This is a genomic window from Arsukibacterium sp. UBA5043 (assembly GCA_002415085.1).
Lineage (GTDB): Bacteria > Pseudomonadota > Gammaproteobacteria > Enterobacterales > Alteromonadaceae > Alishewanella.
On sequence record DIBV01000011.1, the window covers coordinates 108385 to 123811 of the forward strand.

At 50.9% G+C, this 15427-nt stretch carries 12 protein-coding genes; 9 read left to right on the forward strand and 3 right to left on the reverse strand.

All coding sequences use genetic code 11. The features are described from left to right. Nucleotides 1–22: 22 nt before the first annotated feature. Both murQ and B2Q61_RS10920 read left to right on the forward strand, forming a co-directional pair. Nucleotides 23–943 carry an N-acetylmuramic acid 6-phosphate etherase gene (gene murQ, locus B2Q61_RS10915; RefSeq protein WP_290615364.1) on the forward strand — a complete coding sequence of 307 codons (921 nt, stop codon included), beginning with the start codon at nt 23–25 and terminating at the stop codon, nt 941–943. Continuing rightward, nucleotides 940–2145, forward strand: coding sequence for an exo-beta-N-acetylmuramidase NamZ family protein (locus B2Q61_RS10920; RefSeq protein ID WP_290615363.1), 1206 nt, complete (start codon nt 940–942; stop codon nt 2143–2145). Before murQ ends, B2Q61_RS10920 begins: the two co-directional genes overlap by 4 nt. 29 nt (nt 2146–2174) lie before the next feature. Here B2Q61_RS10920 and B2Q61_RS10925 read toward each other — a convergent pair whose 3' ends face one another. Then, nucleotides 2175–3020, reverse strand: a complete 846-nt coding sequence (locus B2Q61_RS10925) for an META domain-containing protein (RefSeq protein ID WP_290615362.1) — start codon at nt 3018–3020, stop codon at nt 2175–2177. A gap of 179 nt (nt 3021–3199) precedes the next feature. On the opposite strand from B2Q61_RS10925, the gene B2Q61_RS10930 reads away from it, so the two are divergent. Further along, nucleotides 3200–3754, forward strand: a complete 555-nt coding sequence (locus B2Q61_RS10930; RefSeq protein WP_290615361.1) for an NADPH-dependent FMN reductase — start codon at nt 3200–3202, stop codon at nt 3752–3754. A 43-nt stretch (nt 3755–3797) separates the two neighbouring features. Here the strand turns inward: B2Q61_RS10930 and B2Q61_RS10935 are convergent, their stop codons facing one another. Then, nucleotides 3798–5225 carry a M14 family zinc carboxypeptidase gene (locus B2Q61_RS10935; RefSeq protein WP_290615360.1) on the reverse strand — a complete coding sequence of 476 codons (1428 nt, stop codon included), beginning with the start codon at nt 5223–5225 and terminating at the stop codon, nt 3798–3800. Nucleotides 5226–5350: 125 nt separating this feature from the next. On the opposite strand from B2Q61_RS10935, the gene B2Q61_RS10940 reads away from it, so the two are divergent. Beyond that, nucleotides 5351–7534, forward strand: a complete 2184-nt coding sequence (locus tag B2Q61_RS10940; protein WP_290615359.1) for a tetratricopeptide repeat protein — start codon at nt 5351–5353, stop codon at nt 7532–7534. Here the strand turns inward: B2Q61_RS10940 and B2Q61_RS10945 are convergent. After that, nucleotides 7472–8236, reverse strand: coding sequence for a hypothetical protein (locus tag B2Q61_RS10945; protein WP_290615358.1), 765 nt, complete (start codon nt 8234–8236; stop codon nt 7472–7474). The two genes, B2Q61_RS10940 and B2Q61_RS10945, sit on opposite strands and share 63 nt — an antisense overlap. A gap of 243 nt (nt 8237–8479) precedes the next feature. Here B2Q61_RS10945 and B2Q61_RS10950 point away from each other — a divergent pair, with 243 nt between their 5' ends. The 5 genes from B2Q61_RS10950 (at nt 8480) to B2Q61_RS10970 (ending at nt 15363) form a co-directional block, all read left to right on the forward strand. After that, entirely contained in the window at nt 8480–9871 is a 1392-nt protein-coding gene (locus tag B2Q61_RS10950) for a Na+/H+ antiporter NhaC family protein (RefSeq protein ID WP_290615357.1), read from the forward strand. Nucleotides 9872–9882: 11 nt separating this feature from the next. Continuing rightward, a complete protein-coding gene (locus tag B2Q61_RS10955) occupies nt 9883–10569 on the forward strand; it encodes a M15 family metallopeptidase (RefSeq protein WP_290615356.1) in 687 nt (228 codons plus the stop codon). A 107-nt stretch (nt 10570–10676) separates the two neighbouring features. Further along, nucleotides 10677–11258 (forward strand): porin family protein, encoded by a 582-nt coding sequence (locus B2Q61_RS10960; protein WP_290615355.1) that lies wholly within the window; start codon nt 10677–10679, stop codon nt 11256–11258. 182 nt (nt 11259–11440) lie between these two features. Continuing rightward, nucleotides 11441–14671 (forward strand): sensor histidine kinase, encoded by a 3231-nt coding sequence (locus B2Q61_RS10965; RefSeq protein ID WP_290615354.1) that lies wholly within the window; start codon nt 11441–11443, stop codon nt 14669–14671. Nucleotides 14672–14745: 74 nt separating this feature from the next. Further along, nucleotides 14746–15363 carry a TetR family transcriptional regulator gene (locus B2Q61_RS10970; RefSeq protein WP_290615353.1) on the forward strand — a complete coding sequence of 206 codons (618 nt, stop codon included), beginning with the start codon at nt 14746–14748 and terminating at the stop codon, nt 15361–15363. The last annotated feature ends 64 nt before the right edge of the window (nt 15364–15427 follow it).

A 15427-nucleotide genomic window follows, 5' to 3' on the forward strand; every position in this document is an offset into this window, starting at 1 on the left:
GAATTTTCAAAGTGAGTGTCTGATGAGTCAATCTGAATTACTGCAACAGCTGGCCGGCATGAGTACCGAGGCACGTAACCCCGCTTCCGCCGAGCTGGATAAGCTGAACAGCCTGGCCATCGTCAGCCTGATTAATCAGGCCGATCAGACTATTGCTTCCGCCATTACCCCCTGTTTACCGCAGGTCGCCCGGGCAGTTGATGCCATAGTGCAGGCATTTTCCGTTGGCGGCCGCTTAATCTATGTTGGTGCCGGCACCAGTGGCCGGCTGGGTATTCTGGACGCCGCAGAATGCCCGCCAACCTTCAGCGTACCGGCTAACCAGGTAATCGGCCTGATTGCCGGTGGCAGCAAAGCTATTCAGCAGGCTGTAGAAGGCGCAGAAGACAGCCCACAGCTGGCAGTGGAAGAACTGGCTGCCATTAACTTTGGTCCGGATGATGTACTGGTGGGCATTGCCGCCAGTGGTCGCACACCCTATGTGCTGGGTGCACTGGCTTATGGCCGCAAGCTGGGTGCCACTTCCGTTGCCATCAGCTGTAATGCCAGCGGCCCCATTCTGGCCGCAGCAGATATTGCCATTTGTGCCGAAGTAGGCCCGGAAGTGCTAACCGGCTCTACCCGGATGAAAGCCGGCACCGCCCAGAAAATGCTGCTGAATATGCTAAGCACCGCCGCCATGGTGCGCAGCGGCAAGGTGTATCAGAACCTGATGGTTGATTTACATGCCAGCAATCAGAAATTGGAAACCCGCGCCGTACGGATTGTGATGCAGGCCACTGACTGTGACAGCGCAACGGCCAACGCTGCGTTGCTGCAGGCCGGGATGAGTGCCAAGCTGGCTATTTTACTGATCCTGACCGGCCAGGATTTAGCCAGCTGCCAGCAGGCCCTGGCCGATAACAACGGTTTTGTTAGTAAAGCGCTGGAGACAGCAAAATGAGGCGTCTGCTAACTGCACTGGCAATGCTGTGGCTGGCCGGGTGTCAGCCGAATCCGGCTGTGCTCTCTGCCGCTGAACCGTCGACTGCCGCAGCCCCCGAAACACCGGCCAGGATCACCCCCGGCGCAGAGCAACTGGCAGCCTATCTGCCGTTGTTGCAGGGCAAAAGAGTGGGCCTGCTGGTAAATCAGACCTCACGTATCGGTAGCGAGCATCTGGTAGACGTGCTGCTGGCCAATAACGTGAACATAGTCAGCATTTTTGCGCCCGAGCATGGCTTTCGGGGCGATCATGATGCCGGGGCAAAAGTCAGCTCTGGCATCGACAGCAAAACCGGTATTCCGCTGCTATCGCTGTATGGCGCCAGCAAGGCGCCGAGCGCAGCACAAATGCAGGCGCTGGATCTGGTTATTTTCGATATTCAGGATGTTGGTGTGCGTTATTACACTTATATCAGCTCAATGCATTACCTGATGCAGGCCGCTGCTGAGCATAATGTCGCCATGCTGGTACTCGACCGCCCCAACCCGAATGGCCGCTATCTGGATGGCCCGGTGCTGGATTTAGCCTTTCAGTCTTTTGTTGGTATGCACCCGATACCGTTACTACACGGTATGACCGTTGGTGAGCTGGCAATGATGATTAAAGGCGAGCGCTGGATTAACCAGGCTGAACAGCTGCAGCTGACCGTGATCCCGGTGGCGAATTATCAACGCGATATAGCCTACAGTCTGCCGGTACCGCCCAGCCCGAATTTGCCCAATGACCAGGCCATTGCCCTGTATCCGTCACTTGGGTTTTTTGAAGCCACCCCGCTAAGTGTTGGTCGTGGCACCGCTATGCCGTTTCAGGTGCTGGGCTATGATAAGTTCAGCATCGGCGATTTCAGCTTTACCCCGGTAGCCACTCCTGGCGCGGCGATGAACCCGCCATTAAAAGACACACCCAGCCAAGGCCAGGACCTAAGCCAGGTGAATGCCGGCGGCTTGGATTTAAGTTATTTAATTACCTGGCACAACTTATTTGCGGCCAATAATGTGACATTTTTCAGCTCGCCCGGCTTTATGGATAAACTGGCTGGCGGTGATTCCTTACGCCAGCAAATTGAGCAGGGGCTGACCGAGCAGCAAATCCGCGCCAGCTGGCAAAGCGCACTTCACGAGTTCGCGGCCAAACGCCAGCCTTATTTGCTCTACCCCTGATAAACTGGCTGCGGCAGACTGAGCAGTCACTACTCAGCGGCTGTCGGCACCCGGCTAAAACGGGCCAGCGGCGCCATTCTGGCCCGGTTCAGTCTCAGCTCATCAGCGGCAATGCTGATGTTATCTACCTTGCTTAATGCATCCAGTAGTTGCGGTTCAACGGTCTCTTCCAGACAGGCTTTGCGCGTTGTCGCCAGCGGCCCGAAACTCAGCTGACTGCCATGCAACTGATAGGGGCCGGTCAGGCTGTTGCAACCGGTATAGCCGGTTACCCGGCCAGCCGGATCAAACTGTAAAAACACCTTGTTATCGGTATCTACCTGCTGTTGCTGCAGTTCAGTCAGTTGCCATTTGCCAGCAATAATTACGCTGTCAGCATCTGCCGGCGTAGTGTCATCCTGCTTATCCAGCCAGTACTGTGCCGCCAGCTCGCCTTCAATTTTTTGCCCCTGCGGGTCCAGCAGTAGTAGCCGGTTTTCACCGACCAGAAATTGCGTACCGGCGGCATCGTCCAGCGTGATCTGCCGGCCATCGCTGCTCCAGCTAAACTCGCCTTCTGTCTGCTCCGGCTCATCGGCCCGCTCCTGATAATACCGCGCCAACTGATAACGCTGATCGGCCTGCAGTTGCAACGTCAGTTTAATTCCTGGGCAATCGGCACAAGGGATCACCCCCTGATAGCTACCAGGCCAGTCCAGCGCATTCTGACTGGTATCGGCCGGCGTTGGCGACTGTTGCCGGGCCGGCTCACTGGCCGGGCGGGTTGATTCTGGCTGGCAAGCGGTCAGCATAAACATGCCTGTCGCGGCACAAAACAGGTAAAACATATTTTTAAAATGGTATCTGCTGCCAGGCAGACTAACTGAGTAACGCATAACAAGCTCCGTGTCGAAAAATAGTAGCAATAGATAGTAGTATCGGAAAGCGACGGTATCGCGGCCATTTTCGCGCCGCCAACTTTACCCAGCCTGAACTTAAAACAGACATCCGGCCCGGATGAACTACACTGAAAGCCGGCCTGTATAAAAACCGGTATGCATAAAAAGGAGTGAAGATGAGTATAAATGTGTTAGCCATTTGCGGCAGCCTGCGGGCGAAATCAACTAACCGGGGGCTGGTGCGCTACGCGATGGCTAACTGCCCGGACGGCATGAAAATCCACCTGGCCGATTTAATGGAGGTGCCATTTTATAATGCTGACCTTGGTGCAAAACCGCCGGCAGTGCAAACCCTGCAGCAGCAAATGGCAGAGGCTGATGCCTTATTACTGGCCTGCCCCGAATACAACTATTCGCTGGCACCGGCACTGAAAAATGCGCTGGACTGGGCCTCACGCGAGCCTGACAATCATTTATTAAGCGGCAAACCGGTCGCCATTATGGGTTCAGCCGCCGGTATGGGCTCCAGCCGCGCTCAGTATCACTTACGTCAGGTCTGTGTTTATCTGAACCTGCACCCGCTGAATCAACCCGAGGTATTTGCCAATGCCTTCAGCGGCGCCTTTGATACCGACGGCGATTTAATTGACGAGAAAATTCAGGGCAATGTCCGCAAATTGCTGGCCGCGCTACTGGCCTGGCAGCAGCGTTTAAATGGTCAGAAAAGCTGAACCAGCAATGCTGAACCAGAAAAACTTAAACAGTCGTGCAGATTTAATTGCCGCCAAACGGATCGATCAGGCTGCCATCCGCCAGCCTGATCAGCCGGCCATTAATCACCGCAAGCTGCACCTTGTTATCTTTACTGAGTAAAAAGGTCGTGCTGGCATGCCGCTGCGGCCATGGTCCGTTTACACCGCGCGGATTTATTGCCACCGGCAGGCCGGAGTTATTGCTGAGCAGGCCTGCATCGCCGCTGAAATGGCTGTAGCCGTCAGCCAGCAGCTTAAGGTAATTATCGGTAGTTAACTGTAGCGGTTTAACCAGCGGATACGCCTTACCGGCTTGGTACGCCATACCACTGGCATCCAGGCTGTGATATGCGCCATAAATACGGGCGTCACCTATTTCATCCAGGCCCGCACTACCGCGGCCATTGCCACCGGCAGTAAAGGCTAAATCGACCCGCGCCAGCACACCTTTGCCATCAACCTTGGGCAAATTGATATTGCTGATAATTAAATCTTTCATACCGCCACTGTTGTTCATCGGTATGCTGTTATAACCGCTTAAATCGTAATCACGGTAGCTGCCACTGCTAATCAATTCCAGCCAGCGTAAATACAACTGCACATTTAGCTGACGGGCCAGCTGGCGAAACGGATCATTGTAATTACCCCCTGCTTCCACCAGCACGGTACTGATCCCCATGCCGGAAAACGTATCACCGAACGAGCGCATTGAATACTCATCATCATAGCGGCCCAGCTGCTCAGGTATCGCCTTATCCAGCAGTGGCTTTACCGCGCTTATCAGCTGCATTGCCGCATGGCGGCTGGGGTTAATCTGCCGGGCCTCGTTATAAGCCGGTGCCAGTAAAGAGATGGTGGCGGGCTTTTTATTATCCCCGGCGCCGTGGTAGCGATTCTGATCATGCAGGTTAAAGCCATAATGTGGTTTGATTTTTTTGGCTGCCTGCATCAGTAACTGGCCTTCCGGGGTCTGCAGCGCCAGCGCATCACGGTTAACGTCAATGCCCAGCGCGTTATAGCGGCTGTTGCGCTCAGCGCCATCCGGGTTAAGCATCGGGATCAGATACAAACTAATCTCATCCAGCCAGGCCGGGCCGCCTTTACCGGTTGCCGCATGTTGTTGCTGCTGGGCATCAATAATGGCCAGCAAATCAAAAATGGCGGCTGTGGCGGTTGGCTCATCACCATGCATTTGTGACCAGGCCAATACTTTGCGCTCACCGTGGCCAATTTTCAGCAGATAAACCGGCCGCTGCTCCACCGAGCGGCCAAGCTCGGTCACCTCCAGCCAGTTTTGTTGCTGATAATAACTAATTAGCGGCGCGATATCGCTATGAGTTATCTGTGCTTTGGCCAGGCCCGGCGTGGTAAATTTGCTGTAATCCGCTGCGCTGGCCAGGCCTGATAACACAGCAGTTAATGCTAACCATAATGATACGTGCTTTAACATGGCATCCTCTTTTTTCACAAAGTGACTGGGGCCAAATGTTAACCATAACATAGCCGGCCGTACAGGGCATATTTAGCGACAGTAAGCTAAGCTTAGCCAATGCTAAATTAACCCGGATAATATCAGTGTTCAGTCCCCGCCAGTGTTATCAGCAATTGCGCCAGCGTAAGGTGTTAACCACCGTACTGGCGTACCTGATTATTGTCTGGCTGGCGCTGCAGGTGGTGGCAGTGGTTTCTCAGCTGCTGCAGCTGCCGCCGCTGCCCGGTCGTATTATCGCCATTAGTCTGGTCGTGGCAGTGCCGTTAGTGTGCTATCTGGCCTGGTTTTATCAGGTTCAGCACGGCCGGCTGCAGTTAATTGCCGCTACTGATGGCCCGCCGCCGGCTTTTGGCGCTAAGCAGCTTAGCAGCCTTCTGCTAATTGCTCTTTGCAGCGCCCTGCTCGGGTATCAGTATTATTTACTTAGCCGGCCGGCAGCGATACCCGAGCCACTGAGCCTGATGACCAACTCGATTGCCGTGCTGCCTTTTACCGCTATAAATCCAACTGAAAACAGCCCTGAACTGGCGCCGTTGGTAAAGAGCCCTGAGCTGGCATTATTGGCTAACAGCCTGGCCGAAGAAATCAGCAGCCAGCTTGCCCGCAGCCCCGGTTTAACGGTAGCCGCAGCCAGCTCCGGCCAGGTACTCAGCCGCCAGCAATTAAGCCCAACCGACATTGCCAGCCGACTGCAGGTCGCTGCATTGCTGACCGGCACTATCAGTACTACCGGCCAGCAACTGCACATTCGCTTGCAGCTGCTCGATGGCCAAAACGGCCAGACTTTATGGACCCAGCAGCTTAGCCGCGAGCTGAAAAATATATTTTCGCTGGAAACTGAAGTCGCCCGCACCGTCGCTAATGCGCTGCAGGCAAGCTTAACTGACGCCTCATCGCTAAAAGATTTATCGGCCAATGCCAGCACCCAGAGTGCCGATGCCTATATCAGCTATTTAAAAGCCCGCGAGCAATACCGGCTGCAAACCAGTGAAGCGATGCAACAGGCCCGCCAGTTATTTGAGCAAGCCATCGGCCAGGATCCGGAATACGCGCTGGCCTATGTCGGCCTGGCTGATACCTTGTTGCTGCTAAGCGATGGTAAAAAGGAATTTGGTATTTTAAAAGTGGATATTGCCACAGAATTGGCTGCTGAGTATCTCGATAAAGCACTTACCCGCGCGCCGCAGCTGGCCGAAGCCTTTACGATTAAAGGCAAAATGCTGGAGTTACAGCAACAATTGGAGCCAGCGCTGGCCGCTTATCAGCAGGCCATAGCGCTTAACCCTAACCTGGCAATAGCGCATATGTGGCAGTATCTATTGTTAAAACAGCAGGGCCGTTATGCCGAATCGTTGCATGCGCTGCAGCGGGCTTATGAATTAGATCCTGTATCGGTGGCGGTGCTGTATAACCGCGGCTATGAACAGGCAATCCGCGGCCAGTTTGCTAAGGCTGGTGGAACCTTTAATCAGTTATTACAGGACTTCCCTGAATCACCATTGGGCCATGCTGGTCTCGCACTCACAGCCTTTCATCAGGGGCATTTGGCTGACAGTCTGCACCATTGGCAGCAGGCCTGGCAGTTATCTTCAGATAACCTTTTTTATAAGCAAAATTATCAATCTTTATTGCTAACTCTCAATTTGGCAGCTGGCCACCCCGAGCTGAAGAATGATCCCAATAACATGCTCCGTCAGGGAAATTATCAAGCTTTATTCAGCGAAATGGAGTTTCGTATGGCTGCCCAACCAAATGACTACTGGCTAACTTTTTCGGCCGCCTGGTACCAAATGTTAGTTGGCGAGCAGCATATTGCCATTGATCTACTGATTCAAATTAACACAATGTTTAGCGATGAAGAGCTTTACAGTATGCCAATGTGCAGCCCGGCGATTGAGATAGCCTGGGCCTTGCAGCAACAACATGAACAGCAGCTGACCGAGTTATTGCTTGCCCGCTGCCAGCTACTACTGCGTAAAGCCATGCAGAACGACTTAAGGGAAAGTGAACTAAATCATCTAGCAGCGCGACTAGCGGCGTTGCAGGGCAATAATGAACTGGCAGTGGAACAACTGCAGCAAGCCATGGCCTATGGCTGGCGTGAATGGTGGACTTTTGATGACCCTATTTTTAACACAATCTCAGAAAAACTGCTGGCGCCACTGCGCCAGCGACTGGAAGCGGAACTGGCTGAACAGCGCCAGTTAGCGCTCGCGCAAGCCGAAAAGGATCTGGCGGCGGCAAAACCACAGCAGACCGGCAAATAAGCTAAGCGTTGCCGGCACGGGAACTTGCACAGCTGTGGGCTCAAGAATAAATACCCACTCTTCCGGCGAACTAAAGCTCAGAACATCTGCCTTGCGACCAAGATAGTAGTAACAGTTGTCATCACCATCATCGATAAAAACCGGATAACATTCATCACGTGCCTGACGGTAATAAAAGTCCTGATCAGCTCCTGAGTAAAAGGTACTGGTAAAGGTCAGCCAGTATTGACCAGGCATTAGCTCAGCTGGCATCAGCGCAGCCGGGCTAAAGCTATCGCTGCGATCGCTAATAAAATCCCAGCTTTGTTCGCCCTGGCGTAAAGTCCAGCGAAATTCAGCGGCATAAGCCGCCGGAAAATCCCACAGCAACGCACCTTCAAAATCCAGCTGCTCGCCAAGTTCAAACTCATAGTAACAAGGGTCTTCCTGCCAGAACTCAGGTGGTGGCAATAAGTCGGTAATCAGCCAGCAATCCCGCGGCACCGCTAATAACTCTAAATCCCCGATGGTAAAGTTAACAGTGTTTATAGCAGGTGCACCTTGCACTAAATAACCGGTACTGAGGTAACTGTTATCGTACAAACCATAACTCTGCGGGTTGGTCGAGGTTTCAGCTCCCCGACCACCACGGCGAACTAAGGTAGCCTCAGCCACAAAACTGCAAAATAGCAACAGCACCACCGCATATTTAACAAAACGCATAACCGACACTCCCTGTTATTGATGCTGCTATTCACCGGCTTACTGCTTACCGAACCACGAAGGCAAACTTCAGGTTAATAAAAATTGATAATCAGATAATTTAGATTCGACTTATTTTAAAGTTAGCTAAGTAAAGCAGAAAACGGCCAAAACGCCAGTAGCCGGCTTGCCCGCTGGCATGCTTATCTGTATAAAAGTAACTGTATAAATTAGTTGTATAAAAATAATAAAAAGGAGCCTAAGGTGGCTGACTGGTTAACCCTGCTTCCGGCGCTTGTCGCCATTGCCGTGGTACTGTGGCGCAAAGAAGTGATTCTGGCCTTGATGTTATCACTATGTACCTCAGAGCTGCTGATTTTTCTGCAAAATGGCCAGAGCTTTGGCGCTGGTTTACTGCTGGATGGCAGTATTCAGACTCTGGAGCGGATTATTGCCGTTACCGGCGATAGTGACAACGCCCGCATTTTAATGTTTTCGCTCTTAGTTGGCGGCTTACTGGCCTATATGCGCTACTCTGGCGGGGTGTCGGCCACGGTGGCGATGCTGGTTAATAAAGGTATTGCCCGCAATGGCCGCCAGGCCGGCTTACTGACTTTTTTCATCAGTAGTGTCACCTTTATTGAATCGAATTTAAGCTCGCTGACTGCCGGTATTAGCTCGCGTGGCCTGTTTGATAAATTTAAAATGAGCCGGGCCCGGCTGGCCTATATTATCGACAGCACCAGTGCGCCGATTTGCATTATTATTTTACTCAATGGCTGGGGCGCTTATATTCTGGGGCTGCTTAGCACCTATGATTTACCAGAGAGCCCGGTGGCTATTTTAATTGGCACTATCCCGCTTAATTTCTATGCCCTGATCACCTTAGTGGTAGTGCTGTACACCATTATCAGTGGCAAGGTATACGGGCCGATGCGTACCTCAGAGCAGCAGCTGCATACCTTATCGCACCACAGCGAAATTGAGACTGCACCCAGCCATCCATCTTATATGTTAGTGCCACTGGTAACCCTGGTCGGTGCCATGCTGGGCTTTATGCTGTTAACCGGCAATGGCCAGCTGGTGCAGGGCTCAGGTTCTAAGTCGGTGTTATATGCCACCGCACTGGCCTGCGTGGTGGTGTATGCCATGATGCTGCTAAGCCGCCGTTTTAAACATCAGCAACTGGTGGATATCGGCTTTAAGGGCATTAGTGAACTCCTGCCGCTGGTAACCATCGTGTTGTTATCGTTGTCGCTCGGGTCCAGCTTAAAACTGCTGGGCACCGGTACCTTTATTGCCAGCATAGTTGATCAGAACCTGCCGCAGGTGCTTATTCCGGCGCTGCTGTTTTTAGCCGGTGCATTAATCTCCTTTACCACCGGTACCAGCTGGGGCACCTTTGCCATTCTTATTCCGATTGGTATGCCAATGGTCAGCCTGCTCGGCCTACCGCCACAACTTATTCTGGCGGCGATATTAAGCGGTGGGGTGTTTGGCGATCACTGCTCGCCTATTTCCGACAGCACCGCAGTAAGCTCGGTTGCTGCTGGCTGTGATTTACTGGAACATGTGAAAACCCAGCTGCCCTATGCGCTGGTGTGTGGTGCTATCGCCTTACTCAGCTTTTTGGTTGCCGGTGTACTAATGATCTAACGAGGATAACGATGATGAAAATGGCTCTGCTTACCACCCTGCTGGCTCTGACCAGCCCGTTACCGCTTGCTGCTGAGCCATCAGTACCAGCCGACTTTACCGAGGTTTCATCGCTGATACCCGATGCCCAAATTCATATGGCGTACCTTGGCAGTAACAACTTTGTTGGTAGTCAGGTGGATGGCTATCAGGCCAATAAATGCTATTTGCAGCAAAACGCGGCTAATGCGCTGGTAACAGCCCAGCAATTGGCCGCGGCTAAAGGTTTAACCCTGTACATTTATGACTGTTACCGACCACAACGGGCGGTTAACCACTTTATGCGCTGGGCCAACGATTTAGCCGATACCAGCACCAAAGCCGAATATTACCCTAACCTTGGCAAAGATCAGCTGATTGGCGAATATATTGCACAAAAGTCCGGCCATAGCCGCGGCAGTACCCTTGATTTAACCCTGGCAGCCAAAGATGAAGCGGGCAACTGGCAGCCGCTGGATATGGGCTCACCGTTTGATATGTTTGACCCGGTATCCAATGTCGGCCACCCTACCATCAGCAACGCCCAGCAGGCTAACCGCCAGCTGCTTGAAACCATTATGCTGCAGGCCGGTTTTAAGGTGTACAGCATGGAATGGTGGCATTTTACTCATCAGCCGCCGGTATATACTGATCAGTATTTTGATTTCGTCATTAAATAAGCGGCAAATAATTACAAACGATTACATAGGATTAATATTTGATTCATCTGGTCCTTGCTATACCTGTTAGTGACTTTACTCGTCTTAATCGCAATTAAGGAGTCACTATGCGTAAACTACTAGCAACCACCCTACTCGCAGGGACCTTCTTCTCCGCAGCTGCCGCTGCCCAAAGCTACGACAAGGGCTTTTATCTGGGCGGCCACTACGGTCAGCATAAAGTAGAACTGGAATCCGATTTTGCCGATACCGATGTTAAATTTGGGGTAGCCGGAGTCAATGCTGGTTTGCAACTTACCAGTTTTCTGGCGCTGGAAGCCCGCTATGCTATTGGCGTAGAAGATGAAGAAATTTTTGATAACGACGATTCAGCCCGTTATGAAATAGACCGCCATATGGCATTGATGGCTAAAGGCTCTATACCATTGGGAGATCGTTTCTCCCTGTTTGCCACCGCAGGTTATGGTGAAACCAAATACAATTTCGCCTACGATATTCCCGGTTTAACCGGCTCAGAGTCGACCACCGAAAGTGGCTTTATTTATGGCGCAGGCGCCAACTTTCACCTGACCAACAGTTTAAGTCTGGTAGCCGAGTACAATGTACTGCCCGATCTGGAAGATGAAGACGACGGCCTGGTTGAGTCTGATGTGTCATTAATGACTGTCGGCCTGAACTATACGTTTTAGGTTGCACTGTTACCGATAAATATAGCCCGCCAGCGCCCTGGCGGGTTCACCGTTTAAATCCCCCATTTCAGCGTCGCTACTGCTTAATTATCCAACAGCACCCTGATTTTGCATTTTCAACCTTGCTTTCAGCTGTTCCATCAAACACACTGAGACTATCTCAGGTTCAGCGGTAGTACAGTTTGTTATCTGTAATTCTGAAGCGACTTATCACAGCTCTGGTCTATATTTGCCTCGGTTGCTATTGGTTAACTACCGGGGCGGCTGCTGCCACTTATTTTGAAAAAATATTAATAGACAATAACTTACCCAATGTAGGTATTTACAGTATTACCCAGGACCGTAACGGTTACCTCTGGCTGGCATCAACCAATACCGGTTTAATGCAATTTGACGGTTATCAGTTTCAGCAACAGCCACTGTTAAACAAAACCCTGACCAAGCTGAAATCAGTACCGGATATTGATGCCATTACCTTCGACAGCCAGAACAACTTGTGGGCAGGCAGCTGGGGTTATGGCCTGGCTAAAATTCATGCTGATAGCGGTACCATTGAGCTGTTTGACGGCGCATCTGATGCCCTGGCCAGCCCATTTGTGCAGAAGTTATTTACTGATCAGCAGCAGCGCGTATGGGTTGGCACCACCAAGGGAATAAACCGTTATGATGAAAAAAATGGTTTTAGCCGCATCGATCAGACAAGTGATAACTTACCCAGCAGACGAATTTGGGATTTTGCCCAGACCCCCGATCAAACGCTATGGATTGCCACCTCCGCTGGTTTACTAAGCTGGCAGGATGACAAAGGGTTTGGCAAACCGTTGTATCCACATGGCAATAGCGGTACTGATAACGAAATCCGGGCATTACAGGTGGTAGGTAATGAGGTATGGCTTGGCACCAGCCGCGGCTTATTTGTCTACCAGCCCGCACAGCAGCGCTTTATGCGGGTAAGGTTACCTGATCAGCAAATACTGCCGGTAATTAATGCGCTAAGCACCAGCGTTGAAGGTAATTTACTGATTGGTACTTTCAATGGCATTTATTCAGTTGATCCGGTAAAGCGAACTTTTGTAAAACGTCTGCAAGATTATGTTGAGCTGGAGCATATTAATGTCCGGACTTTTTTTATTGATAAAAGTCAGGTCACCTGGGTTGGTACCCGGGAAAGTGGCCTATTTTTTAAAACACGCCAGCGCAATGCGTTTCAGAATACCGCCGATGCGGCACTGGCAACACTGCAAAACAGCATTACGGCCCCGGTATTAAGTTTGCTGGCGGAAGCAGACCAACTTTGGTTTGGTCAGCATGGCAGCGTCAGTCGTTATTCTCATAGGTCAAAGCAGGTACAACAATATGACCTGCCTGGCAGAGTAAATGTAATTCGGCGCGCCCCTGACGATGTTATCTGGGTCGGCAGCGACAATGGTATTTTCCGGTATTATGAAACCAGCGACGATACCAGCGGCAATGCCATCAGCGATATCAGTGGCCAGTTTATCCGCTTTGCCACCCCATACACCGCATCAGGCATGGCACAGCAAAATGCCCGAGATATCCAATTTACCGATGACAATAAAACCATTATTAACATTTGGAACAATGGTGTTTTATTGTTTGATAACCAGACCGGGGCGGTCAGTCATTTTTTAGCCGATATAAGCCAGACTATGATAGGCGACGCCATCCAGGCGATGTTGGTTACCCCCGATTATATCTGGCTGGCAAGCCGGCTTAGCGGTTTGTATTTAATAGACCGGCAAACTCTGTCAATTGTACCAATAAAAACATTAAGCAACTCGTCGCTACTGTCGCCAGACTTTACCGGTCAGCTCACCTGTCTTGCTCATGCTCCCGACAATAGTGTTGTGATATGCTCTGAACAGGGTTTACTACGCGTTAACCAAAATAACGGTGCCGTTCAGCTCATTGCTACCACTAGTGGTCTTTCGGGTAAATCGCTGGTTGGTGCGCATACCGACAAACTGAATAATATCTGGGTAATGAGCACCGTCGGCCTTGATTTGATTAAGCCTGATGGCACTATTGCTTATTTTGACCAGATTGATGGTTTAAACAGCAATGAAATGATGTTTGCTGCTGTGGCGGAAGACGACAACCAGCTTTATTTTGGTTCTGACGCAGGTTTAGAATTAGTGACACCCAGCAGGCTGCTGCCACCACTGTCAGCGGTTGCCCAGGCCATAACCAGAGTAACCTTTGATCAAAAACCGGCTACTGCCAGTGGTCTGTTAAGCCCTATTGAGTCAATATCTGTACCTGCTGAGGTCTCCAGAATAGCATTTCACTTCGCCAGTTTCGATTTTAATAACCCCGTCCGCAATCGTTATTTATATAAACTCAGTGGTTATGACGAAAGCTGGCAACAACTTAACAACGGCAATGTTGCGTCCTTTACTAAGCTGGCACCAGGTACCTATACCCTGTTTATGCAAGCAAGTAATAATCAGCAACTTTTCAGTGGCGAAATAACCCGGTTAAAAATTGAGGTGCAACCTCACTGGTGGCAGCGCAAAACAGTTCAGCTGCTATTTGCACTGGTCATTATCGGCCTGTTAAGTTATATCATCAAATCTCATATCAACAAGGTACATCAGGTTAATGCGCTGCTGGAAGAAGCCGTTGCAGAACGGACCACTGAGCTTGAACACAGTTTAAAAAAACAACAACAGGCCTATCAGGAACTGCAACAGCTTGATTTAATGAAAGACCAGTTTATCTCTACTGTCAGCCATGAATTACGCACCCCCCTTACTTCAATCAGCGGTGCCCTCAATCTGGCATTGTCTGGCGCCCTTGACGCCAAACCGGCTAAAAAACAGCACTTATTGCAAATTGCTAACAGTAACAGCCAGCGGCTGACCCTGCTGATTAACGATTTACTGGATTTGGAAAAGCTGGCAGCCAGCCAGATGGTCTTGTCCATGCAACCGCATGATATTGCGGTCATTACTCAGCGTGCTGTTACAGAGAACTCTCCCTATGGCCTTAAGCGGCAGATAAGCTTACGCTATATACCGCCAGCCGAAAATATGGCCACCATCGCCCTGGTCGATGAAAACCGCTTACTGCAGGTTTTAGCGAATGTGCTGTCTAACGCCATTAAATTTTCGCCCGAACAGGACGAGGTGAACATCAGCCTGCAACAGCAAAACACCGATATAGCCATTGTTATTAGCGATAACGGCCCGGGTATTACGGTTGCATTTCAGCAACGGATATTTCAGCGTTTTGCCCAGGAAAATGCCAGCAATACCAGAGAGCAAGGCGGCACGGGGCTGGGGCTGGCCTTGTCACAGGAATTAATGCACGCAATGGACGGCGATATTTCCTTTGTCTCTGAACCTGGCAAGGGAACAACATTCTATGTAACCCTGCCGCTGCAGGCATAAAACTGCCCCCATCTGCGCCAGATCTGTTAGAATTCGCAAACGCTATTTTTTAAACTTCTGACAGTAAATTAACTATGCCCAGACGTACTAAAGCCGAAGCAGAAAGCACCCGCGCTGCCATTCTTGATGCTGCAGAACTGCTGTTTTTTGAGCAGGGAGTGTCCCGCACTACGCTGGAAAAAATTGCGGTAGCAGCTAATGTCACCCGCGGCGCAATTTACTGGCATTTTCAGAATAAAGCCGATTTATTTAATGCCATGATGGAGCGGGTCCGGCTGCCGTTTCAAACAATGCTAACGGAAATAGATAATAACCTTGCCGCTGATCCGTTCAGTCAGCTACAGCAGCTGTTTAGCAATGGCTTACAGCTGATTGCCAGTAGTGAGCAGAAACGGCGGGTTCTGACGATTATTTTTCACCGCTGCGAATATATTGATGAGTTAAACCCCGCGGTAACCAAACAAGATGAATTAGATACCCAGACCGTCGCCGTGATGCAGCGGGCATTTGAGCGGGCTGCGGCCGCAGGCACCTTGCGCGACGGTATTACTCCTCGGCTGGCCGCTAATGCCATGCATATGTATGTCGGCGGTATCATCAGCCATTTCTTGTTAAAACCGCAGCAGTGTGACCTGATGCAACATGCCCCGGCGCTGATTGATACTATGTTGCAGGGCCTGAAAAAGGCATAAAAAAACCAGCTGGCCGTAATTGCAAAACGGTTCAGCTGGCAAAGGTACTAACATTTCAAGCCTG

Excerpts from the sequence above, each read along its gene's own strand:
- murQ (WP_290615364.1), top strand. The coding sequence starts at position 23 with ATGAGTCAATCTGAATTACTGCAACAGCTGGCCGGCATGAGTACCGAG.
- B2Q61_RS10920 (WP_290615363.1), top strand. The coding sequence starts at position 940 with ATGAGGCGTCTGCTAACTGCACTGGCAATGCTGTGGCTGGCCGGGTGT.
- B2Q61_RS10925 (WP_290615362.1), bottom strand. The coding sequence starts at position 3,020 with ATGCGTTACTCAGTTAGTCTGCCTGGCAGCAGATACCATTTTAAAAAT.
- B2Q61_RS10930 (WP_290615361.1), top strand. The coding sequence starts at position 3,200 with ATGAGTATAAATGTGTTAGCCATTTGCGGCAGCCTGCGGGCGAAATCA.
- B2Q61_RS10935 (WP_290615360.1), bottom strand. The coding sequence starts at position 5,225 with ATGTTAAAGCACGTATCATTATGGTTAGCATTAACTGCTGTGTTATCA.
- B2Q61_RS10945 (WP_290615358.1), bottom strand. The coding sequence starts at position 8,236 with ATGCGTTTTGTTAAATATGCGGTGGTGCTGTTGCTATTTTGCAGTTTT.
- B2Q61_RS10955 (WP_290615356.1), top strand. The coding sequence starts at position 9,883 with ATGATGAAAATGGCTCTGCTTACCACCCTGCTGGCTCTGACCAGCCCG.
- B2Q61_RS10960 (WP_290615355.1), top strand. The coding sequence starts at position 10,677 with ATGCGTAAACTACTAGCAACCACCCTACTCGCAGGGACCTTCTTCTCC.
- B2Q61_RS10970 (WP_290615353.1), top strand. The coding sequence starts at position 14,746 with ATGCCCAGACGTACTAAAGCCGAAGCAGAAAGCACCCGCGCTGCCATT.